Genomic DNA, 20,994 nt, shown 5'->3' on the forward strand with positions numbered 1-20,994 from the left:
CACGATGAGCGAGGTCAGCAACGCCTTCATCCAGCTCGGCGCCGCGCGCGACGGACTCGACCCCTACCTGGAGTGCGCACGCCGCCGGGGTATGCCCGCGGTGCTCGTGGACACCCCCGCGTTCCTGAAGTGGCGTCGGCACCTCGGCCGGCAGCCCTTCGACATCGAGATCCCGGTGGCCACCCCCGAGGCCGCCGACCAGGTGGCGGTCGCATTGCGCGCTGCTCGAGTCGTGCCGGCGTTCACCCTGGCCGGCTTCGAGCGCTACGCGCAGAGCGCGTTCCTTCTGGCTGCGCAGGAACGCATCGCCCCATGGCCGCACTGCGGCAAGGACTTCACCCCGCCGGACAAGGCGTCTCAGCGGGCGGCACTGGCCCTGCGGGCATCTGAGGTGCTCCAGCCCGGCTACGTACACGTGTGCCGCGACGACCTCGACGGCTTCCACGGTGAAGACCCCGCAACGACCGCGACGACCGTCACGGCCGCATACCAGCGTGCTCCAGCTCCCTCTCTCGACCCCCTGGCCTTCCCGCAGGTGGTCAAACCGGTGGATGGCGCCGGAGGGCTGGGCGTCTACCTGGTGCGTGACGAGTCGGAGCGCGACCGTGCGCTGCGTGAAGCCGCCGCCACCTTCAACTACGGAGGCGCCGCCTTCACCGGGCTTCTGGTGGAGGAGTGCGTGCAGGGCATCGAGTACTCGCTGCAGTGCCTGGCTCTGGACGGAAAAGCACGGATACTGTCCGTGTGCGAGAAGGTCGTGCTGCCGGAACGCGAAGGGGTGCTCCCGGGCTTCCGGGAAGCCGGTCACATCGCGGCGCCCGGGGCCGACGCGCCGTGTGACGTGAAGGCGCTCGCGCAGTCGTGCCTGGAAGCGACCGGTTACCAGGAAGGCCCCTTCCACATCGACCTCATCCGGGACGGGCGGGGTCCGTACTTCCTGGAGATGGGGTTCAGGCTCTCCGGTTTCGGTCTGGTCACCCTTGTCGAGCGGGCCACCGGGGTTTCCTGGGCGGAGGCCACCTTCACCGCACACCTCGACCGCCAGGAGCCCGTAGGGTTCGGTTCGGGTGGCGTTCGGAAGGCCACTGGTCAGCTCGTCGCTACGGACCCCCGCCAGCTGGCACGGGCCCACGAGCTCGCCGCCGGCCACCCTGGCGTCCACGTACACGCATCGCCTGCCCTTCCGGAGCAGGGAGATTTCTCCGCGCGTGAGTGGGAGACGCTCGCCTCGGACCGCCAGCGCCATGCCGCGATCCTGGGCCGGGTGACGCTGGAGGCCGACAGCGAGGAAGAGGTGCGGGACCTGCTGCGTCACTGCGCGACGGGCGGACAGGGGGGCTGATCACCGTGGTCGCACAGGACAACGCCCTCCTTCGCCCGCTCGTCGACATGCAGGGAAAAGATGTCGGGCCTGCCGTAGTGGCCGGTCACGTCGAGGTCGAAACGTGCCCGGGCGAGCTCGCCGAGATCCAGTTCGGCGGTGAGAATGCCCTCCCCGTCGTGCAGAGGACCGGCGAGCACCTCGCCGAGCGGCGAGATGACGACGCTACCCCCGCCGATGAGCACCGTGCCCGGATCCTCACCCTGCACCGGATGGACCTCCGCGGGCAGGTCACTGCGCAGCAGGTACTGACAGGCGCTCAGAACGAAGCATCGCCCCTCCAGCGCCACGTGACGCATCGTCGCCTGCCAGGTCTCCCGATCGTCCACCGTCGGTGCACACCACACGTCCACCCCCTTCGCGTACATGGCCGTACGGAACAGCGGCATGTAGTTCTCCCAGCAGATCGCGGAACCCAACCGCGTACGACCGGTGTCGACGACCGAAAGCGAAGCTCCGTCTCCGAACCCCCAGATGAAGCGCTCGGCGCCTGTCGGCATCAACTTGCGGTGCTTGGCCAGCAGGCCCCCCGGGCCGAAGAACAAGGCGGCACAGTGCAACGTACGGCCGCTGCGTTCGACGGCTCCCACCACCGCGTGGCAGCCCAGCTCACGGGTCAGCGCCGCAACGGCGTCCGTCTCAGGTCCGGGTACATCGACGGCTGAGTCCCAGTAGCGACGGAACTCTTCCCGCCCGGGAGCGGACCGCCGGCCCACGGTGACCCCGAAGTCCAGACCCTTTGGATAGCCCCCGAGAAACGCTTCAGGCAGCACGATCAGTTCCCCGCCCTGCCGTGCGGCGGCACGGATCAGATCCAGGGTCTTCCGCAACGTTCCGGAGGTGTCGAAGAGCCGGGAGCCCGCTTGCACGACAGCCACTGCCAGACGATCCATACCAGAACGGTACGGACTGACCACCTATGCCGCCACAGGGCATGCGCATCGGCTTCTCGTCGAAGGGAACACGACCATGACCACGACCAAGGACAGCTACGCCCAGCTGATCGAGTTCCTGGAAAGGAGCGGCGTCAGGTACCGCCTCATCGACCACCCGCCGGAAGGGCGTACCGACCGTGCCAGCGCGGCACGCGGACATCGGCTCGAGCAGGCCGCCAAGTGCCTGGTGATCCGGGTGGGGTATGCACGTCGCCGGCGCCGCTACCTGCTCACCGTCGTTCCCGGTCACTGCCGAATCGGCCTTCACCAGGTCAAGCACCTGTACGAGGGCAGCGATGCCGCGCTTGCCGCACCAGACGTCGCCGAACGTCTGACAGGCTGCGTCCGCGGCTCGATCACTCCCTTCAGTTTCCACCCGGACCTCGAACTGCTGGCCGACCCGCAGCTGCTGGCCCACCCCGAGATCTACTTCAACGCGGCGTGCCTCGACCGCTCGCTGGTCATGTCGACCCAGGACTACGTGCACCTGGCCCGGCCACGACTGGTGTCCCTGGCGGCACTCTGACACCGCCGACGCGCTCCTGCTTCCTGCCGGCGAGGCCGTGGGAGAAGGTGAGGTTTCCGTGATACGGACCGAGAGAGAACGTGCCGCGCGCGGGCGCGTACAAGCGGTGGCCCGGCGGCCGGGGACAGGGGTGGGGACGGCGCCCATCCGGCTGAGAATCGGTCTGGTCGCGGAGGTCGTCGTCTGCCTGCCGCTGTGGATCGCGGAAAGCGAGGGCCTGCTGGCCGCGCAGGGCCTGACCGTCGAGCATCGCGTGATCGGCTCCACGCACGGGGTCACCGACGCGCTGCGCGCGGGCGAGGTGGACTTCGCCCTCACCACACCGGAGGGTGTCCTGATGGACACGGCGGCCGGAGGAACGCTGCGGATTCTGGCAGGCGTGACCAACCATCCACCGCTGTCCCTGGTCGCCCAGCCCGGTTGCCGGACGGTGTCCGACCTGCGGGGACGGGTCCTGGGCACCTCGTCACTGACCGAGGGCACCCGTCACCTCATCGAGGCGGTGCTGGCGACGCACGGTCTGCAGCACGCGCGTGACTACCGCTTCATGGTGGTCGGCGACCACACCGAGCGCTGGCGACTGCTGCGCGACGGCACCCTCACCGCGGCACCGCAGCCCCTCCCGTTCGACACGATGGCGACCGACGCGGGACTGACCTGCCTGGCCAGGGTGGACCGCTATGTACCGCATGCCGCGTTCCTCTCCATCTGCGCGGACAGCGCCTCCGCCGCCTGCCGCTCCGGTGCGGTGGGTTTCCTGCGCGCCCTGGGCGAGGCGGCCCACCGATTCCACCGGTCACCCGACCGCTACGAGGTGCTGACAGCCCGGCACATGGGCATCGCGCACCGCTACGCCCAGACGGCCATCACCGGCCTGGTACGGCGCGACCTGATCGAACGCGACCTGTGCGTAACCCCCGCGGCGCTCCTGGGCACGGCCCAACTGCTCGCCCGGGCGGGACAGCTCGATGCCGCCCGCTGCACGCCGCGCGCGCTCGCCGCGGCGGTCGACGACCGCTGGCTGTCGGCGGCACGCGGCGACCGGCCGGCACCGCGATGACCGGCGCGACGGTGGACGTGGCCGCCATGGTCGTGGGCGCCGGCCCGGTGGGCCTGCTGACCGCCGTCGACCTCGCACAGGCCGGAGTGGACGTGGTGGTGGTGGAGCGGCGACGGAGCCGTACCGCCTGGTCACGGGCGCTCAACCTCTACCCTCGCACCCTGGAGATCCTCGACCAACGCGGGCTCGCCGACCGCTTGCTCTCCCAAGGGCGGCGTGTCACGCACGCGCACTTCGCCGCGCTGCCGGAACTGCTCGACCTCACCGTGCTGGACACCCCGTTCCCGTTCATGCTCGCCCTGCCCCAGAACAGGGTGGAACAGGTGTTGGAAGACCATGCACGCGGTCTGGGAGCGGTGGTACGGCGCGGCTGGGGGGCCACCGCCGTGCGCCAGGATCCGGGCGGAGTCGACGTCGACCTGGACACCCCGGCCGGTCCTGAACGGGTGCGGGCCGGCTACCTGGTCGGTTGCGACGGCAGCCACAGCCTGATCCGCGCGCAGACCGGGATCGCCTTTCCGGGCAGCCCGGCTCATGCCACCTCCCTCCTCGCCGACCTGGTCCTGGACCGCCCACCCGGCCCGGACACCACGACCCGCAACGATCCACGGGGGGTCCTGTTGCTCCGCCCGGTCGATGACCACTTCACCCGGGTCATCGTGATCGACCGGCACACCACCACCCTCGCCGCCCACGAGCCGGCCACCCTTTCCGAGGTTCGCGCGGCCCTGCTGCGCGTGTGCGGGGACGACTTCGGTGCCCGGGACCCTCTCCGGGTCACCCGCGTGAGCGGCATCTCCCACCACGCCGAGCGCTACCTCGCCGGCCGCGTCCTCCTGGCCGGTGACGCCGCCCACTCCCTCTTCCCGGCCGGCGGCCAGGGACTCAACGTCGGCTTGCAGGACGCAGCCGCCCTGGGCGGGAAACTCGCCGCCCAGTGCACCACCCGCCCACCGGGCGACCTGCTCACCACCTACGCCGCCCAACGCCGCGAAGCCGTCCGCCAGATGCTGGCCGGCACCGACGCCCAGCGTGCGGTCATGACGGACTTCACCGCCGCCGGCGACACGCTCAAAGCCCGTCTCAACGATCTGCTCACCATCCCCCGGGTCAATACCGCCCTCGCCGAACTCGTCGCCGGCCTGCCCTTTCGCGAAGGCCACGGCCTGCCCAGACCCTGACCGGTGCCGGCCTCCGCCCGATGCGGCAAGGGTGACCGGGCTGTGCCGCTGTGCCCGGCACCGAACGACCGACCACTCCCCGCAGGGGAGACCCCGGCGGCACGTCCCCATGCCCGCCTGCCGGTTGGACCTGGTGGTGGCCCGCGTGCGGGTTGATGTGCTGCGGGCGGTCACGGGCCGGGATGGCAGCAGGCACCGCGCTGGAAACCTCGGGCCACACCGAGCCAGGTGGTGTGGGAAGGAGCGGCCGGGGGCTCCTGGGGGTGGACGCCGGTGAGGTCGGCCGCGTGGTGGGGGATGCCGCCGCGCAGTGCCAGGGAGGTGTTGACGAGGGTGGTGAAGTCGGTGAAGGGGTCGCCGTCGATGACGGTGAGGTCGGCGATCTTGCCCGGCTCGACGGTACCGAGGTCGGTGTGGAGTCCGAAGAGCCGGGCGGGGACGGTGGTGGCGGTCTCCAGGGCCTGGACGGGGGTGAAGCCGTGGGTGTGCAGGGCGCGCAGAGCGAGGTGCAGGGAGAGGCCGACCGGGACCAGCGGGGCGTCGGTGCCCAGGGCGAGCAGGGCGCCGCCTGCGGCCAGCAGACGGTAGTTGCCGATCTCGGTGGCCAGCGCCTGGAGCTGCTGGGCGGTGGGCGGGGTGCCGGCGCGTTCACGGACGGCGGCGACGTCCCAGGGCGGCATGAGGGCGTGCACCCGGGGGTCGCCTGCCAGGGCGGGGTCACGGGCGAGGAGGGCCTGTGCGGTGAACGGGGTGATGATCAGGGCGAAGGTGCCGTCGGCGTACTGCTGGACGAGGTCCTGGTGGATATGGCCGAGGGGTGTGGTGGCATGCCCGTGGGGCAGGCGCTGGGTGGCCTGCAGGTGGGTGGTCAGGTCCTGGCCGGCGGCACGGCCGGGGGCGCACAGGTGGCTGCCGCACGGTACGCCGAGGCGGTGTGCGGCGACGGCGGCCCGCGCCATGAAGTCGCCGGGGGCCCGTACGTAGGTCTTGACGAAGTCGACGTCCAGGGCGGTGGCCCGTTGCAGGGTGCGCTCCAGGCCCGCCCGGGTGCGGTGGGCGCGGCCCTTGCTGTAGGCGGTGCGGGAGCCGTCGATCAGCTCCGCGCAGGCCAGCAGTCGCGGGCCTGTGCTGTGGCCCGAGGCGAGCGATTCACGCAGCCCGATGGCCTCGTACAGGGGTGCGCCGAGGCAGGCGGTCGTGGTGATGCCGTAGGCGAGGGCGGTGAGGTTGTTACGGGCGCCGTAGGTGGCGCTGTAGGGGTGGGTGTGGCTGTCGATCAGACCGGGGATGACGGTCTGCTCGGAGGCGTCGATGGTGCGGTGGCCGGGGCGGCGTGCCTGGTGCGGTTCGACGGCGGTGATGCGGCCGTCGCCGATCAGGATGTCGACGTCGTGGCGGGGCGGCGCACCGGTGGCGTCCCAGAGTTGGCCGGCGTGGATGCGCAGCGGTTCCCGTCCGGGTGGTCGGCGTCGCATGGTCAGCGCGACGGGCAGGGTGCGGGTGCGTCCCGGTACCGGGCCGCTGTCGAGGTCCAGCAGGCGCAGGCGTCCGTTGGAGAGGTAGAGCAGGCGGTTGGACTCCCGGGCCCAGCTGGGGTGGTCGGCGGGCTCGTCGGTGACTTGGCGGGCGGGTCCGGCCGGGGTGCCGTCGGGGGTGACGGGGAGCAGCCACAGGGCCGATTCGGCGACCAGCGCCAGGTGTCGGCCGTCGGGGGACCAGACGGGTCCGGCGGCGGCTCGGTCGGACAGTGACTGGTGCGCGGCGGGCAGGTGGCGCCGGTCGGTGCCGGTGCGGGTGTCGATGACCCGGATGAGGTGGTAGCCCTCGCGGAAGCGGTGGTTGAGCCGGTTGCGGTCGCAGAAGGCGATGTACCGGCCGTCGGGTGACCAGGTGGGTGCCCCCGGAGGCCCGTCCGTGGCCAGGGGGCGGGCGAGCACCCGCTCGGCGCCGGTGGCGAGGTCGTGCAGCAGCAGGTTGCCGGCGATGTCCTGGCAGGCCAGCAGGGAGCCGTCCGGGGACGGCGCCGGATGCAGCCGTCCGCCGCCGGTGAGGGCTTCGTCGCGTCCGCTGTCCAGGTGCAGCCGGCGTACGGCCGTCAGTCCGTCCCGGTCGGTGCAGTACAGCAGGCTGCGTCCGTCGCCGGTCCACGCGGGCATCTGCACCTGGTGCACGGGCGAGGCTTGGACGAGCTTGCGGGGCGTGCCGCCGACGGGCATCAGCCACACCGCGTTCAGCGCCACGAACGCCACCTCGCGTCCGTCCGGGGAGAGGACGGGCAGGTGGATGCCGCGCACCGGGACGGGCTCGGCCGGGGTGAGGTCACGTGGCTTGGGCCTCCAGCGGGGTGTCGGTACGGGCATCCGCGCGTCGAAGGCGATGTCCTGGACGGACGGCTTTCCGGTCAGCGTGCGGATGCGGATGCGTCCATCGGCCACGTACAGCAGCCGGTCCTCACCCAGCCAGCACGGCGGCGCCGCCGCCAGGTCCTCCCCGGCTGCCACGACGTGGCCGTCGACCATCAGGGCCGCGTGTGCGGCCGGAAGGGAGGGGGAGTCGCCGGTGCCGGTCAGGTGCAGGTAGGCGACCCGGCCCGTGGGGGACACCGATGGGCACAGCAGTCGGCCGGACGGCACCGTGCGCAGCACACGCACTTCGTCGCCGGTGATCGGCACACGGACCAGGGTCAGGCCGCCGTCGGTGCCGCCGGCCGGTGTGTGGGCTGCGCGGACACACACCAGCGAGCGTCCGTTCGGCCACCAGGCGGGGTCGTAGTCCTCGAAGGCACCGAGGGTCAGCCGCCTCGGCCGGGGATCGTCCACGTCGAGGAGGCACAAGCCGAAGGAACTGCCCGACACCGGGTCGCCACCGCGTTCGGAGGAGAATGCCAGCCGGGTGCCGTCGGGCGACCAGGCGACACCGCGGTCGTCCCACGGGCCGCCGGTGAGCTGCCGCAGGCCGGTGCCGTCGGCCCGCATCGTCCACAGGTGGAAGGCGCCGCCACGGTAGCCACACAACGCCACCGTCTCACCGGTGGGGGACAGGGCCGGGCGGGTCGCCTCCAGGTCCCAGGCCGTCAACGGTGTGGCGGCCCCGTGCTCACGGGGCACACGCCACAAGACCCCCTGTGCTTCGGCGACCAGCAGACGGCCGTCGGCGGAAGCGGTGACCGACCCGCCGGTGATCTCACGGTAGTGCAGAACCCGCTTCTCGCCGGGGGTGCCGGCGGCGCCGGCCGCAGCCGTGACCGGGATCGTCGAAGCTGTCAGTCCGGCAGCGGAGGCCCGCAGGAAACCACGTCGGTCGACGTGGCCGAACTCGAACACGGCACCCTCCACGAAGGTCGGTCTCACGCGACGGCCCGGTCTCGGACGCCGGGCGATCTCGTCGGCTGGATCGGTCGTTGCTCGCGGCGCTGCCACGCACGTAGCCGATCATCCGGCGACCGCGGTGGGAACAGTGCCGGCGCACCGAGGGCGATGGGGAGTCGGTCCGCGAACAGCAGCGGCGGAGCACCTTGCCGTGGCCGTGCCCGGGTGGCGGCGAGCTCTCACGCAGTGGTCTTGGCGCCGTCGTCGGTGCAGGGCAGCCGGGCGGGGCCGTAGGCGGTGCGGTAGTCGTCGGTGATGTCGCTCTCGACGCCGCTGATCGCGGTGGCCGGGATCTGGATGACGCCGCTGAAGGGACGTTCGACGTCCCGGATGACCAGGAGAACGCTGGTGAGCAGGGCGGTGAGGAGGATCAGCCCGCCGGTGACCAGGGCGGTGTTCGTGCGGGGCAGGCACAGAGCGAGCGTGAGGACGAGGAAGGCGAGGGCGGCGAGCATGAGCCAGTACACGGCGCTGGGGATGGCCGGGGTGGACTCCGCGATCCGGGTCTGGCGGGCCTGCGAGCGTTCCTTGTCGGCAGCCATCAGCATGCCGAAGGCCGGCGCATCGGTACCCATCTGCTTGAGGGACGCGCGGAAGTCCGTGGTCCAGACGCTGGGCTGCGGTGCACCGTGTCCCTCCGCCATGGCCGGCCATTCGAAGGCTCGCACGGCACGGGCGTAGCAGACGACGTCGGCCTGCAGCCGTTGGCGCTGCGGGTCGGGCGCGAAGTCGGCGACTTCGAACATGTGGTCCACCACGCCGGCTTCCTTGCGTGCGGCGTCGTCCGCCTTGCCGTTTGACGCGGAGGCGGTCACCAGGACGAACGCGAGGACGAAGATGGTCAGCGACTGCAACGGCAGGACGAAGTCACGAACCGTCAGGAAAGGGGTTTCCTGCGCCTCGAGCCGACTGCGCAGCACCCAGTGCGTGACCACTCCGGCGATCAGCGCCAGCGCTGCTACGACAATGGTGATGAGCATGTTGCACCCCGTTCGTCACGGCAAGCGGACCGGCCGATCATCACTTCCCGGGAGACAACGGGAAGGACCACGCCGTCTTCTGTCCGTGGAAGATCACCCGACCGGCGCAAACTCGGCACCGGCCGACTCCCCGCACCGACGCGTCCAGCAGCTGTACGAACAGTGGGAGCGGCCCGCCGCCCTCCCGCCCCGTCCCGCCCTGGCCAAGATGCCGCGCCTCACCCTTCACGTCGAGGGCGGCTGGTACACCGAGACCTGGAGGACGAGTCGCGCGGTGGATTACCGGCCCGAGGGGCACAGCGGCCCGCGAGCCGCGGCCAGCGGACGGCGAGAAGTCCCGCTGGCACGGTGTCCGTTCGGACAAGGCCCGGCTGTGGCACGTATGCCCGGTCTTCACCCGGACGGGGCGTGACGCGGGCGGCCCGCCGGGAGTTGGCATTGCCGCGGGCAGGCAGGCGCCCGTTCGGCAGCCGGCTGGGGCGGAGGCGGATGAGCGTGGATCTTGTGGCGGTCCAGGCCGTGCTCGACGCCACCGGCAATCCGGTTCACCACCCTTCCGTTGCGCGCCGACACCATCTGGGCGGGGCGGAACGCGCACACCCCGTCGCCGTTCGGAGAGCCGACCGCAGCGGTCCGCTCCTCATCCGCACCAGGAGAGCCTGCCGGTGACTGATCTCGCCGGGCCCGATGGCGCCGGGCCCTACCGGCACGCCACCGCATCCGGGGCCGGTCCCGGCCGCCGAGGGGGCCACGACGTAGTGGTGATCGGTTCTGGAACCGTGGGTACCAGTGTCTTCCTGCACCTCATCGACCCGGCCGCGTACCCCGGCGGGACACCGCACGCGGGGCTTTTCGCCGACCGGCTTCGGTCGGTGAGCCTGGTGGACCCCAACACGGTCGGCTGGGGACTGGCCTTCGGCGACGGCGACCCGCTGCTGATGTGCAACAGCGCGGTCAACCTCAACTCCGTCCTGGCCCATCACCCCGCGGACTTCCTCGACCATCTCCGTCAGCACGGCTGGCAGGGCCGGCCCTACGACTGCGTGCCGCGGTCATGGATGGCCGCCTACTGCCACCAGCGCTACATCCGCGCCCGTCAGAGCGCCACCACCCTGGGCATCGCGGTCCAGCACCTGCGCGCCACAGCCCGCACCATCGCCGCACAGGACGACGGCTACCGCATCCGCCTGGACAGCGGCCAGGAGATCCCGGCCACCCACGTCGTCATCTGCCCCGGCGTCCACCAGCCCCGCACCCCCGACGGATTCGCCCCGTACCGACACCATCCCGCCTACCTGGACAGCCCCTACCCCACGAGCCGTCTGCGCCGGCGGCTGTCCCGGCCGGCGCGCGTCCTGGTACTGGGCACCCACCAGAGCGCCATCGACGCCGCCCTGCTGCTGTGCCGCGACGGCCACCACACCACCCTCACCTCCCCCTCCGGCCAGCTGCCCGCCGTCCGTACCGCCCTGAAAGCCCCCACCCGCCCGCACCCGCCACTGCGGCGCATCGCCCGTCTCGACCCCGCCGATCCACACCTGGAGGACAAGCTCACCCGTCACGTCGTCGAGGCGATCCGCCTCATCGACCCACGCCCGCTGCGCCACCAGACCTCCGCCGCCACCGACCCCGTCCAGCGGCTGCGGGAGGAGATCGCTCTTGCCGAGACGGGAGCCTGCTTGTGGGCCGAGATCTGCACGCCTCTCATCGAAGCCGTCATCGCGCTGGCCCCCGCCTTGCCACCCGCACGCCACCGTGCCCTGATGGCACGCTTCGCCTGGTTCAACAGCCGCTATGCCACGGCCACCACCCTCACCAACGCGCGCCGGCTGCTCACCCACTTCACCTCAGGTGCGCTGCACCTGGCCGACTCCTACCCCGCCGCCATCGCCTTCACGGACGCCGGCTGGCGCGTCCGACACCCCGGCGCCGCGCCGGAGCACTTCGACCATGTCGTCAACGCCACCGGCTTCCACCCGCCCCACCTGGCCTGGGACCGGGACGACAACACCTGGTACCTGGACCCCTCGCCCGCCCCGCCCGGCGCCGCACCCGTGGACAGCTTGGAAGCCGACCTTCGGCTGCGTTCCCAGCCTGGGGCGCCGCCCGAGCGGATCTGGGTGGCCGGGGTCGCCACCCACATGCGCATCCCCTTCGCCAACCACCTGCGCAACGCCGTCCATCAGGCATCGCACGTCGCCGACCAGATCCGCGCTTCACCACCCGCCTGATCACGGCAGCCGGAGCCTGCCCACGCTGGCTGAACAGTCCGGCCACGCCTGCCCAGTGCCCATGCAGCGCCAGCTGCGTTACGCCTGCCGGGACGCCGATGCCGTCCGCGACGACATCAGGGCTTACGCCGTCGACAAGGAGTCAGCCGGTCGGCTTGTGAGTCTCTTCGGGGGCCTGTGGCCGGGTGGCGGGGGTGCCGGTCCAGCCTGCGGAGGAAGCTCAGTCATCCGTTACCCCGTCGGTTCGCTCTCGCAGAAAGTCGGCGTGACCGTTGTGGCGTGCGTACTCCTGGATCATCAAACGCAGACACAGCGCAGAAAGTCCTGGTGAGATCGGTGTGCTGAGTGTTGGGGTCGTGACTCCCGACCCCGGAGATCGTTGACCTCACGTGATCAACTCCGGCACGCCGCTCAAGACGCCTTCCCCCGCCGAGACCGCCCCGTCACCGGGCGAGGCACTTGTGCGGACACATCGCTGGCAGGGTTTCTCCTGCGAGTCACGTGTGGTCCGCGCCCCTGCCCCGTGCTTCCCGCCCGTGCTGCTCATCGGTGGGGCGTTCCAGCGCAAGGAATCGTGGGGACGCTGCGAGGACGTGTTCCTCAAGAGCATGGACGTGTTCACCGTCGACCCGCCCGGATGGGGAGCCGCCGACCCGCTGCCCGAAACCTACGGCGTCGACTTCCTTGCCGACGCTGTCTGCCACATGCTCGATGAGTGCGGTGCCCGGCAGGTCAACGTGCTGGCCGGCTCCTACGGAAGCGCCATCGCCTACGAGATCGCCCGGCGTTACCCCGACCGGGTCGGACGCGTGGTCCTGGTCGGCACGATGACGGCCATCCCCGACCACGCGCAGGCCGCGATGCGCCGCACTCTGGAGTACCTGGCCGCCGGACACATGGAGACGTACGCGCACGCGACGGTCGACCTCCTCATGACGCCAGAGCGCCTCGCGGACATCCCCAACGGCACCCGCGTCCGCACCCTGCTGGTGCGCCGCATCCTCAACCTCTCCGAGGCGGAGGCGCACCAGATGTACACCAACACCCTGCGCCTGCTCACCCACCAGGCCCTCGACACCAGCCAGCCGCCTCGGGCACCAGTTCTGACCGTGACCGGCGAACACGACTCGTTCACCACTCCGGAGCTGTGCCGCCAGATGGCAGCGGCGTGCGCCGACAGTTGGTACGCCGAGATCCGCGACGCCGACCACATGCTCATCCTGGAGCGGACCGCGGAGACCGCCGACCTGATCACCCGCTTTCTCGCCGGCAAGCCGCTGGACGGCCTGCCCTACTGCCGCAGCGTCGAGCGAGTGTCGCCGGCCATCACCCCGGCCACCGAGCCCGTCTGCGGGATCTGACTCACGCCACGCCATGGGCTCCACCCGGGCTGTCGTGGAGCGCCTGGGCGTCTCCCCGCACACCTGTACTTCGCCCTTCCGAAGGGGAGAAGATCCGCGCGGTGGATCTGCCCCCCTCGGTAGCCGAGGAACCGAAGCGTCACATCGCCCTGTGCTTCGGCACACCTACGCCTCGATCATGGGGGAGCGGAGAGTCCGTCGTGACCTTGAAGCGGCAGCTCGGGCACTCCTCGCCTGCGATCACCCTCGGTTACTATGCTTTCTTCATGCCGGAGGTCGGCAGCAAGGGGCGCGGCACCATCGACGGACTGCTGGGGGAGCGGGGGACCGGCACGCCGGTCGGAACTCCCCTGATTCTCTCCAGCGAACGTTGACCGGCGATTCCCGCCTCCGCGCCCCGAAGAAGCCGTCCGTGGTCGCAAGGCTGAAGAGATGGGTGGCCTGGAAAAGTGTTGCAAGAGGTCGTAGCGACCCGCTATGTCACGCCCCTGCGTGAGGGCGGCTCGCTCCCCGGGATCGTCGAGGCCGACGATCTCGGCACGTACGTCATGAAGTTCACCGGCGCCGGGCAGGGGCGCAAGACGCTCGTGGCCGAGGTCATCTGCGGGCAGCTCGCCCGCCGGCTCGGGCTGCGGGTGCCCGAGCTCGTCACCATTCAGCTCGACCCCGTCATCGGCCTCTCCGAGCCCGACCAGGAGGTCCAGGAGCTGCTCAAGGCGAGCGGCGGCCTCAATCTCGGGATGGACTACCTCCCCGGCTCCCTCGGCTTCGACCCGCTGGCGTACGAGGTGGACCCGAAGGAGGCGGGGAAGGTCGTCTGGTTCGACGCCGTGATCAACAACGTCGACCGGTCCTGGCGGAACCCCAACATGCTCGTCTGGCACGGCGACGTATGGCTGATCGACCACGGCGCGACCATGATCTGGCACCACAACTGGCCCGGCGCCGAGGCGTCCGCCGCCAAGCCGTACGACGCGTCCGACCACGTGCTCGCGCCGTACGGGCCCGATGTCGCCTCCGCCGCCGCCGAACTCGCGCCGCTGGTCACCCGGGAGCTCCTCGACGAGGTCGCCTCCGACGTGCCCGACGAGTGGCTGGTCGACGAGCCCGGCTTCGACACGACGGACGCGCTGCGCCGCGCCTACGTGGAGGTGCTGCTTGCGCGCGCCGCGACGATCCACGAGCGGATCACCCTCGGGCCGCCCACCCGGCGCAAGCCCTCGCAGGCGCCCGGCTGGCTGGCCGACCGCCTCCCCCCTCGGCCGCACTCCACCCAGAAGGACCGCACCACGTGACCGACCGCGATGTCTTCGAGTACGCCGTGCTGCGCGTGGTGCCCCGCGTCGAGCGTGGCGAGTTCTTCAACGCGGGCGTGGTGGTCTACTGCCGTGCCAAGTCGTTCGTCGCCGCACGTACGCATCTCGACGAGAAGAAGCTGACCGCGCTCGACCCGGACGCCGACGTCGTCGGTGTGCGGGCGGCGCTGCACGGTGTCGAAGGGGTGTGCCTGGGCGGCGACGACGCGGGTCAGGCGGCGGGCGACGACGCCGGGCGCCGCTTCCGCTGGCTCATCGCGCCGCGCTCGACGGTGGTCCAGCCCGGCCCCGTGCACACCGGCCTGACCACCGATCCCGAAGCCGAGGTCGAAAGGCTGCTCGATCTCCTCGTGCGCTGAGCGGCGGCGTGGAACCGTGGAGTGAGCGGGTGCACCCGGTGGGCCGTTGACACCGGGTGCCAGTGCTTCTAGCGTCTCGTCTGCGGAAGGTACTAAGCGGTCGCTCATGTGGCGGGCCGCGGCGTGTGGGCCGCACACCAGGGATGATCCAAGGGCGAGGAGAACCAGCATGTCCACCACCGAGCAGCGCGTAGCCGTCGTCACCGGCGCGGCGCGGGGCATTGGCGCCGCGACCGCGGTACGGCTGGCCGCCGAAGGCCGGGCCGTCGCCGTACTCGACCTCGACGAGGCTGCCTGCAAGGACACCGTAGAGAAGATCACCGCCGCGGGCGGCACCGCCCTCGCCGTCGGCTGCGACGTCTCCGACAGCGCCCAGGTGGAGGCGGCCGTCGCGCGCGTCGCCACCGAGCTCGGCGCGCCGACGATCCTCGTCAACAACGCCGGCGTGCTCCGCGACAACCTGCTCTTCAAGATGTCCGAGTCCGACTGGGACACCGTGATGAACGTGCACCTCAAGGGAGCGTTCCTGATGGCCAAGGCCTGCCAGAAGCACATGGTGGACGCGGGCTTCGGCCGGATCGTCTCGCTCTCCTCCTCCTCGGCGCTCGGCAACCGCGGCCAGGCCAACTACTCCGCCGTCAAGGCCGGCCTGCAGGGCTTCACCAAGACCCTCGCCAAGGAGCTCGGCAAGTTCGGCATCACCGCCAACGCCGTCGCTCCCGGCTTCATCGTCACCGAGATGACCGCGCAGACCGCCGAGCGCGTCGGCATGGGCTTCGAGGAGTTCCAGGCCGCCGCCGCCTCCGCGATCCCGGTCCAGCGCGTCGGCAAGCCGGACGACATCGCCAACGCGATCGCCTTCTTCACGGGTGACGACGCCGGCTTCGTCTCCGGCCAGGTCCTGTACGTGGCCGGCGGCCCGCTCAACTGACGAACCGACGCGCGAGCGGAGAAGGAGACGTACATGAGCACCAAGGAACTTCCCGAACTCTCCGGCAACGTCGCCCTGGTGACCGGAGCCAGCCGGGGCATCGGCTACGGCGTGGCCGAGGCGCTGGTCGCCCGCGGCGACCGGGTCGTGATCACCGGCCGCGGCGAGGAGGCCCTCAAGGAGGCCGTGGAGCGCCTCGGCGCCGACCGGGTGGTCGGCGTGCCGGGCAAGGCCCATGACGAGGCCCACCAGGCCGCCGCGGTCGAGGCGGCGATGGACGCCTTCGGCCGGGTCGACTTCCTGGTCAACAACGCCGGCACGAATCCGGTCTTCGGACCGATCGCCGAACTCGATCTGAATGTGGCCCGCAAGGTCTACGAGACCAATGTGATCTCCGCGCTCGGATTCGCCCAGCAGACCTGGCGCGCCTGGCAGAAGGAGCACGGCGGGGCGATCGTGAACATCGCCTCCGTCGCGGCGATCTCCGCCTCGCCCTTCATCGGCGCGTACGGAATGAGCAAAGCGGCCATGGTCAATCTGACCCTTCAGCTGGCGCACGAATTCGCGCCGGCCGTGCGGGTCAACGCGATCGCCCCGGCCGTCGTGAAGACCAAGTTCGCCCAGGCCCTCTACGAGGGCAGGGAGGCGGAGGCGGCGGCGGCGTACCCGCTCGGCCGGCTCGGCGTCCCCGAGGACATCGGCGGGGCGGCCGCCTTCCTCACCTCCGGTCAGTCGGACTGGATCACCGGCCAGACTCTTGTGGTCGACGGTGGCATTTTCCTGAACGCCGGAGTCGGGTGACCGATATCCGGACACTTTCCGGAATAACTGCCCGGATTGGCCCCGGTTGCACGTCGAATGCCTCAAGTGCCCCGCCCGGGTCGAACGTTGACCTGGCGGGGTGCTGCGGTATGGTCGGCCGACCCATGGCTGAACGAGGAGCGTGCACGTGTTCAACCGGACCAGTCTGCAGGCCGCTGCAGCCCTTGCGTCCATATCCCTGGTATCCGGATGCAGCCTGTTTTCGGACGGTGAATCCGCCGGGGAGCAGAGAATCGTCGTCGGCACGACGAGTTCTCCCACCACGCTTGATCCGGCCGCGGCCTGGGACAATTCCTGGGAATTGTTCCGTAATGTCTTCCAGACGCTGGTGAGCTTCCCGACCGGCAGCACGACTCCGCAGTCCGACGCCGCCGACTGCGAATTCAAGGACACGGCCAGCCGTATCTTCGAGTGCAAGCTCGTCGAGGGCCTCGCCTTCTCCAACGGGCACAAACTGGACGCCAAGGCCGTCCAGCACTCCATCGAACGCATCCGGAAGATCGACGTCGACGGTGGCCCCAGCGGCATGCTCGGCTCCCTCGACAAGATCGAGGTCGCGGACGACCGCACGGTGGTCTTCCGGCTGAACAAGCCCGACGCGACCTTCCCCTTCGTCCTCGCCACCCCCGCCATGTCGCTCGTGGACCCGGCCGAGTACCCCGCCGACAAGCTCCGCGAGGACGGCAAGCTGGTGGGCTCCGGCCCCTACGTCCTCGACGAGTACGAGGAGGGGCAGAAGGCGGAGCTGACCAAGAACCCGACCTACAAGGGCTTCGCCGACTCCAAGAACGGCGGCGTGACCATCCGGTACTTCAAGGAGTCCGAGCCGATGGTCGCCGCGCTGAAGGCGAAGGAGATCGACGCCACCTACCGCGGTCTGACCGCCGAGGAGGTCGTCGACCTGCAGTCCAACAAGGACGAGAACAAGGGCCTCCAGCTGATCGAGTCGACCGGCGCCGACATCCGCTACCTCGTCTTCAACGCCCAGGACCCGTCGGTCGCCAAGGCGCCGGTGCGCAGGGCGATCGCCCAGCTCGTCGACCGCGACGAACTCGTCGCGAAGGTGTACCAGGGGACGGCCGAGCCGCTGTACTCCATGGTCCCCAAGGGCATCGCGGGACACACCACCGAGTTCTTCGACCGCTTCGGCGAGCCCAGCGTGAGCAAGGCCCGCGCCATCCTGAAGAGCGCCGGGATCACCGAGCCCGTGGCCCTCGACTTCTGGTTCACCACCGACCGGTACGGCTCCTCCACGGCGCCGGAGTTCGCCGAGCTCAAGCGGCAGCTGGAGGCCTCCGGCCTCTTCAGGGTCACGCTCCACAGCAAGCCCTGGAAGGAGTTCCAGACGGGCTACCAGAAGGGCCAGTACCCGATCTTCGGTCGCGGCTGGTTCCCCGACTTCCCGGACCCGGACAACTTCGTCGCCCCGTTCGTGGGCAAGCAGAACGTGCTCGGAACGCCGTACGTACGTCCTGAGATCACCGACCAGCTGCTGCCGAAGTCCCGGCGCGAGAGCGACCGCGGGGCGGCCACGGACGCGTTCAAGAAGGCCCAGAAGCTCATGGCGGAGGACGTGCGGCTGCTGCCCCTGTGGCAGGGCAAGCTCTACATCGCGGCCAGCGAGGACATCGGCGGCGCGGAGCGCGCGCTCGACCCGCAGACCGTCATGCAGATGTGGGAGCTGAGCCGCAGGGCCAGCTGGTAGGAGGCCGGCCTGCCGGGAAACCGGCGGGAGGCCCGCGCGCGCGGGCGTTGTCAGTGGCCCCCGGTAGGTTCTGTGATCATAGAGATACTGGCCTACCGGAGGTTGTTGAACGTGACCGACACCGACATGCTGCCCGAGTCCTGGCGCGACGTCCTCGGTGAGGAGCTGCAGAAGCCGTACTTCAAGCAGCTCACCGAGTTCGTCGAGGACGAGCGGGCCAAGGGGCCGGTCTACCCGCCGCGCGAGGAGGTCTTCGCCGCCCTGGCGGCGACGCCGTACGACAAGGTCAAGGTCCTGATCCTCGGACAGGACCCGTACCACGGCGAAGGACAGGGGCACGGCCTCTGCTTCTCCGTACGGCCGGGCGTGAAGACCCCGCCCTCCCTGCGCAACATCTACAAGGAGATGAAGGAGGAGCTGGGTCACCCCGTGCCCGACAACGGCTATCTGATGCCGTGGGCCGAGCAGGGTGTCCTGCTGCTCAACGCGGTGCTCACCGTCCGGGCCGGCGAGGCCAACTCGCACAAGGGCCAGGGCTGGGAGAAGTTCACGGACGCGGTGATCAGCGCGGTGGCCTCGCGGAAAGACCCGGCGGTCTTCGTCCTGTGGGGGAACTACGCGCAGAAGAAGCTTCCGCTGATCGACGAGGAGCGCCACGTGGTGGTGAAGGGCGCGCACCCCTCCCCGCTGTCGGCGAAGAAGTTCTTCGGTTCCCGCCCCTTCACCCAGATCGACGCGGCGATCGCGGCCCAGGGCCACGAGCCGATCGACTGGCGGATCCCGGACCTCGGCTGAGCCCGCCCGGCTGACAGGCTCGGAGCCCCGCCCGAGCCTGTGCCCGATCCGTGGCGGCTGCGGCTAGCGTCGGTTTCTCGGGACCCAGAGCGCGCGGAGGCCGCAGTGACGGAGCAGCAGCAGGTGTCGGACGACGGCGTCCTGACCAGGATCGGGCAGACGATGATGCTCCTCCACGCCGGGGACCGCGAGGAGGCGCGCAACCGCTTCGGACAGCTGTGGGAGCAGATCGGCCTGGACGGCGACCCGGTGCACCGCTGCACCCTCGCGCACTGCATGGCCGACGCGCAGGACGACCCCGACGCCGAGCTGGCCTGGGATCTGCGCGCCCTGCTCGTGGCCGAGGGACTGGGGGAGGAACGGCCGGCGCGGCATGACGCGGCGGCCGCGCTGCGGGCCCTGTACCCCTCGCTGCACCTCAATCTCGCCGCCGACTATGTGAAGCTGCGGCGGCCCGACGCGGCGCGGGTCCATCTGGACCGGGCCCGCGCGGCATCGGCCGTCCTCGACGACGACGGTTACGGCAACGGGGTGCGCGCGGCGATCGCACGCCTGGAGACACGGCTCGCCTCCGGATGAGGGCGGCGTCCTCCTCGGCGGCGTAGCGCATCGCGGGGGTCAGTGACCGTGCGTACCCCGGCAGATCTTCGCCTCCCGGCTGCCGGGTCGCCAACCGCCGTACCGCTCGCCCAGGTCGCAGAGGTCACCGCGCGAGTGGGGCGGCTCCGGCCACGCGGGCGGCTCGGGCGGCTTCGCGGCCGGCTTGTCCCTCTTCTGCTTCGGTACGGACGCGGGCGGTTCGCCGCCCTTGAGCGCGCCGGACCCCGCGCTCTGCTTCCGCTCCCCGGAACCGGCGCGCGGCGCCGGCGGTCCAGGGTCGGGGAGCGCGGCTTCGAGCGCCTCACGGGCCGGCCCCTGGACGATCTGCGGCGCCACGTCCTGGGTGGGGCGGCTGATCTCCCGCGGCTGTTCGGGAGCCGGTGGCGGCGACTCCACCGAGACGCAGCCGGAGAGGGCGGCGACCGCCATCCCGACCAGGACCTTCGCTGTGGTTCTCGTTCCATGCACCCGCGCAACTCTGCTGGCCGGGCGGTGATCTTCGCGCCCCTACTCGCGAGGAATGCCCCGCACGGGTGACGCGCGTCGCGACCCGGGGCGGACCTTCCCGGCCGGTCGAACCCCGGCCGGCCGTGGTCGGTCGCCGATCGCCCCGGCGGGCTCAGTCGCCGGTCGCTCCGTCGATCCGCTCGCGCAGCAGATCGGCGTGGCCGTTGTGGCGGGCGTACTCCTCGATCATGTGGGTGTAGATCCAGCGCAGGTTGAACTGCTCGCCGCGACGGGACTTCCGGGCGCTCAGATCGTCGAGGCCGTGCGCCGCCGCGATCGCGCGGGCCCGCTCGATCTCCTCCTGCCAGGTGGTGTGCGCCTGCTGCCAGGTGTCGGCCTCGGTGACGTGGATGTCACCGTCCGGGTCCTCCTTCGTGCTGTAGATCCGGGTGGTCTCCTCCCCGGCCAGGGTCCGGCGGAACCAGCCGCGCTCCACCTCGGCCATGTGGCGGACGAGGCCGAGGAGGCTGAGGTCCGACGGCGGCGCCGAGGCCGTGCGCAGCCGGCTGTCGTCGAGTCCCTCGCACTTCACGGCGAGCGTCGCACGGTGGTACTCCAGCCAGCCCTCCAGCATCTCGCGCTCGCCGGCGGTGGTCGACGGCGTGGTGCGTCCGACGGTGGTCTCGGCGCTGCCGTCGCTCTCGGCGCCTTCGGTGCTTCCGGTACGGTCCACAGTGGTCATGCGGGCATCGTCGCCCACGATCGCGCGCGGTGCCAGGGACTTGGGGACCGCTTCACCCGGCGAGCGTGCCGCGGAGCGACTCCCGCCGTCTCCCGCTTCGGCCCCGCTCCCGTCCGGGGCGGTTCGCCACCACCGCCGACCGGAGGCCCCCGGGCCGCCCGGACCGGCCCCCCGTATGCTGACCCGCGCGAACGGCACACCCCTCACCGCCAGCGGCACGACGACCATGGTCGATCCGAACACCGGGCCTGTCG

At 70.9% G+C, this 20,994-nt stretch carries 19 protein-coding genes and 1 pseudogene; 14 read left to right on the plus strand and 6 right to left on the minus strand.

Annotated features, from left to right (window positions below; all coding sequences use genetic code 11):
* Window positions 1-4: 4 nt before the first annotated feature.
* Window positions 5-1,342: an ATP-grasp domain-containing protein gene (locus tag ACWDX6_RS23645; RefSeq protein ID WP_451486876.1), complete on the plus strand. Its 1,338-nt coding sequence runs from the start codon at window positions 5-7 to the stop codon at window positions 1,340-1,342.
* Here ACWDX6_RS23645 and ACWDX6_RS23650 read toward each other — a convergent pair.
* Entirely contained in the window at window positions 1,312-2,274 is a 963-nt protein-coding gene (locus tag ACWDX6_RS23650; RefSeq protein ID WP_451486877.1) for a carbon-nitrogen hydrolase family protein, read from the minus strand. The two genes, ACWDX6_RS23645 and ACWDX6_RS23650, sit on opposite strands and share 31 nt — an antisense overlap.
* A gap of 76 nt (window positions 2,275-2,350) precedes the next feature.
* On the opposite strand from ACWDX6_RS23650, the gene ACWDX6_RS23655 reads away from it, so the two are divergent.
* From ACWDX6_RS23655 to ACWDX6_RS23665, 3 genes are all read left to right on the plus strand, one after another.
* On the plus strand, window positions 2,351-2,842 hold the full coding sequence (locus tag ACWDX6_RS23655; RefSeq protein WP_451486878.1) for a YbaK/EbsC family protein: 492 nt from the start codon (window positions 2,351-2,353) through the stop codon (window positions 2,840-2,842).
* Window positions 2,843-2,972: 130 nt separating this feature from the next.
* Entirely contained in the window at window positions 2,973-3,902 is a 930-nt protein-coding gene (locus tag ACWDX6_RS23660) for an ABC transporter substrate-binding protein (RefSeq protein WP_451486879.1), read from the plus strand.
* Window positions 3,899-5,083, plus strand: a complete 1,185-nt coding sequence (locus ACWDX6_RS23665; protein WP_451486880.1) for an FAD-dependent oxidoreductase — start codon at window positions 3,899-3,901, stop codon at window positions 5,081-5,083. The genes ACWDX6_RS23660 and ACWDX6_RS23665 overlap by 4 nt, the downstream gene beginning before the upstream one ends.
* A gap of 170 nt (window positions 5,084-5,253) precedes the next feature.
* Here ACWDX6_RS23665 and ACWDX6_RS23670 read toward each other — a convergent pair whose 3' ends face one another.
* Together ACWDX6_RS23670 and ACWDX6_RS23675 are read right to left on the minus strand one after the other, a co-directional pair.
* Window positions 5,254-8,406: an amidohydrolase family protein gene (locus tag ACWDX6_RS23670; RefSeq protein WP_451486881.1), complete on the minus strand. Its 3,153-nt coding sequence runs from the start codon at window positions 8,404-8,406 to the stop codon at window positions 5,254-5,256.
* A gap of 224 nt (window positions 8,407-8,630) precedes the next feature.
* Window positions 8,631-9,431, minus strand: coding sequence for a bestrophin-like domain (locus ACWDX6_RS23675; RefSeq protein ID WP_451486882.1), 801 nt, complete (start codon window positions 9,429-9,431; stop codon window positions 8,631-8,633).
* Between the two features lie 761 nt (window positions 9,432-10,192).
* On the opposite strand from ACWDX6_RS23675, the gene ACWDX6_RS23680 reads away from it, so the two are divergent.
* The gene (locus ACWDX6_RS23680) at window positions 10,193-11,662 is read left to right on the plus strand and encodes an FAD/NAD(P)-binding protein (RefSeq protein WP_451486883.1); all 1,470 of its coding nucleotides are present in this window, start codon (window positions 10,193-10,195) and stop codon (window positions 11,660-11,662) included.
* A gap of 220 nt (window positions 11,663-11,882) precedes the next feature.
* On the opposite strand, the pseudogene ACWDX6_RS23685 reads toward ACWDX6_RS23680, so the two are convergent.
* Window positions 11,883-11,960, minus strand: a pseudogene (locus ACWDX6_RS23685) (mycothiol transferase); the annotation flags it as partial.
* A gap of 238 nt (window positions 11,961-12,198) precedes the next feature.
* Between ACWDX6_RS23685 and ACWDX6_RS23690 the strand changes: the two are divergent.
* From ACWDX6_RS23690 to ACWDX6_RS23730, 9 genes are all read left to right on the plus strand, one after another.
* Window positions 12,199-13,023, plus strand: a complete 825-nt coding sequence (locus tag ACWDX6_RS23690) for an alpha/beta fold hydrolase (RefSeq protein ID WP_451486884.1) — start codon at window positions 12,199-12,201, stop codon at window positions 13,021-13,023.
* A 200-nt stretch (window positions 13,024-13,223) separates the two neighbouring features.
* Window positions 13,224-13,397 carry a hypothetical protein gene (locus tag ACWDX6_RS23695; RefSeq protein ID WP_451486885.1) on the plus strand — a complete coding sequence of 58 codons (174 nt, stop codon included), beginning with the start codon at window positions 13,224-13,226 and terminating at the stop codon, window positions 13,395-13,397.
* Between the two features lie 75 nt (window positions 13,398-13,472).
* A complete protein-coding gene (locus tag ACWDX6_RS23700; RefSeq protein WP_451486886.1) occupies window positions 13,473-14,318 on the plus strand; it encodes a HipA family kinase in 846 nt (281 codons plus the stop codon).
* Window positions 14,315-14,698 (plus strand): DUF3037 domain-containing protein, encoded by a 384-nt coding sequence (locus ACWDX6_RS23705; RefSeq protein WP_451486887.1) that lies wholly within the window; start codon window positions 14,315-14,317, stop codon window positions 14,696-14,698. The genes ACWDX6_RS23700 and ACWDX6_RS23705 overlap by 4 nt, the downstream gene beginning before the upstream one ends.
* A 169-nt stretch (window positions 14,699-14,867) precedes the next feature.
* Window positions 14,868-15,629, plus strand: coding sequence for a 3-oxoacyl-ACP reductase FabG (gene fabG, locus ACWDX6_RS23710; RefSeq protein ID WP_451486888.1), 762 nt, complete (start codon window positions 14,868-14,870; stop codon window positions 15,627-15,629).
* A 33-nt stretch (window positions 15,630-15,662) separates the two neighbouring features.
* Complete coding sequence (locus tag ACWDX6_RS23715; protein ID WP_451486889.1) at window positions 15,663-16,430, plus strand: SDR family oxidoreductase; 768 nt, start codon at window positions 15,663-15,665, stop codon at window positions 16,428-16,430.
* Window positions 16,431-16,578: 148 nt separating this feature from the next.
* Entirely contained in the window at window positions 16,579-18,156 is a 1,578-nt protein-coding gene (locus tag ACWDX6_RS23720) for an ABC transporter substrate-binding protein (protein WP_451486890.1), read from the plus strand.
* Window positions 18,157-18,267: 111 nt separating this feature from the next.
* A complete protein-coding gene (gene ung, locus ACWDX6_RS23725) occupies window positions 18,268-18,951 on the plus strand; it encodes a uracil-DNA glycosylase (protein ID WP_403295403.1) in 684 nt (227 codons plus the stop codon).
* Between the two features lie 105 nt (window positions 18,952-19,056).
* The gene (locus ACWDX6_RS23730; protein ID WP_451486891.1) at window positions 19,057-19,530 is read left to right on the plus strand and encodes a hypothetical protein; all 474 of its coding nucleotides are present in this window, start codon (window positions 19,057-19,059) and stop codon (window positions 19,528-19,530) included.
* 39 nt (window positions 19,531-19,569) lie between these two features.
* Here the strand turns inward: ACWDX6_RS23730 and ACWDX6_RS23735 are convergent, their stop codons facing one another.
* Both ACWDX6_RS23735 and ACWDX6_RS23740 read right to left on the minus strand, forming a co-directional pair.
* On the minus strand, window positions 19,570-20,019 hold the full coding sequence (locus tag ACWDX6_RS23735) for a hypothetical protein (RefSeq protein WP_451486892.1): 450 nt from the start codon (window positions 20,017-20,019) through the stop codon (window positions 19,570-19,572).
* A 151-nt stretch (window positions 20,020-20,170) separates the two neighbouring features.
* On the minus strand, window positions 20,171-20,632 hold the full coding sequence (locus ACWDX6_RS23740; protein WP_451486905.1) for a DinB family protein: 462 nt from the start codon (window positions 20,630-20,632) through the stop codon (window positions 20,171-20,173).
* Window positions 20,633-20,994: the final 362 nt, after the last annotated feature.

This window comes from Streptomyces sp. NPDC003027 (genome assembly GCF_053591435.1).

What these genes read in the sequence shown, in the direction of transcription:
- ACWDX6_RS23645 (WP_451486876.1), top strand. Translation starts at nt 5, where the DNA reads ATGAGCGAGGTCAGCAACGCCTTCATCCAGCTCGGCGCCGCGCGCGAC.
- ACWDX6_RS23650 (WP_451486877.1), bottom strand. Translation starts at nt 2,274, where the DNA reads ATGGATCGTCTGGCAGTGGCTGTCGTGCAAGCGGGCTCCCGGCTCTTC.
- ACWDX6_RS23655 (WP_451486878.1), top strand. Translation starts at nt 2,351, where the DNA reads ATGACCACGACCAAGGACAGCTACGCCCAGCTGATCGAGTTCCTGGAA.
- ACWDX6_RS23665 (WP_451486880.1), top strand. Translation starts at nt 3,899, where the DNA reads ATGACCGGCGCGACGGTGGACGTGGCCGCCATGGTCGTGGGCGCCGGC.
- ACWDX6_RS23675 (WP_451486882.1), bottom strand. Translation starts at nt 9,431, where the DNA reads ATGCTCATCACCATTGTCGTAGCAGCGCTGGCGCTGATCGCCGGAGTG.
- fabG (WP_451486888.1), top strand. Translation starts at nt 14,868, where the DNA reads ATGTCCACCACCGAGCAGCGCGTAGCCGTCGTCACCGGCGCGGCGCGG.
- ACWDX6_RS23715 (WP_451486889.1), top strand. Translation starts at nt 15,663, where the DNA reads ATGAGCACCAAGGAACTTCCCGAACTCTCCGGCAACGTCGCCCTGGTG.
- ACWDX6_RS23740 (WP_451486905.1), bottom strand. Translation starts at nt 20,632, where the DNA reads ATGCTGGAGGGCTGGCTGGAGTACCACCGTGCGACGCTCGCCGTGAAG.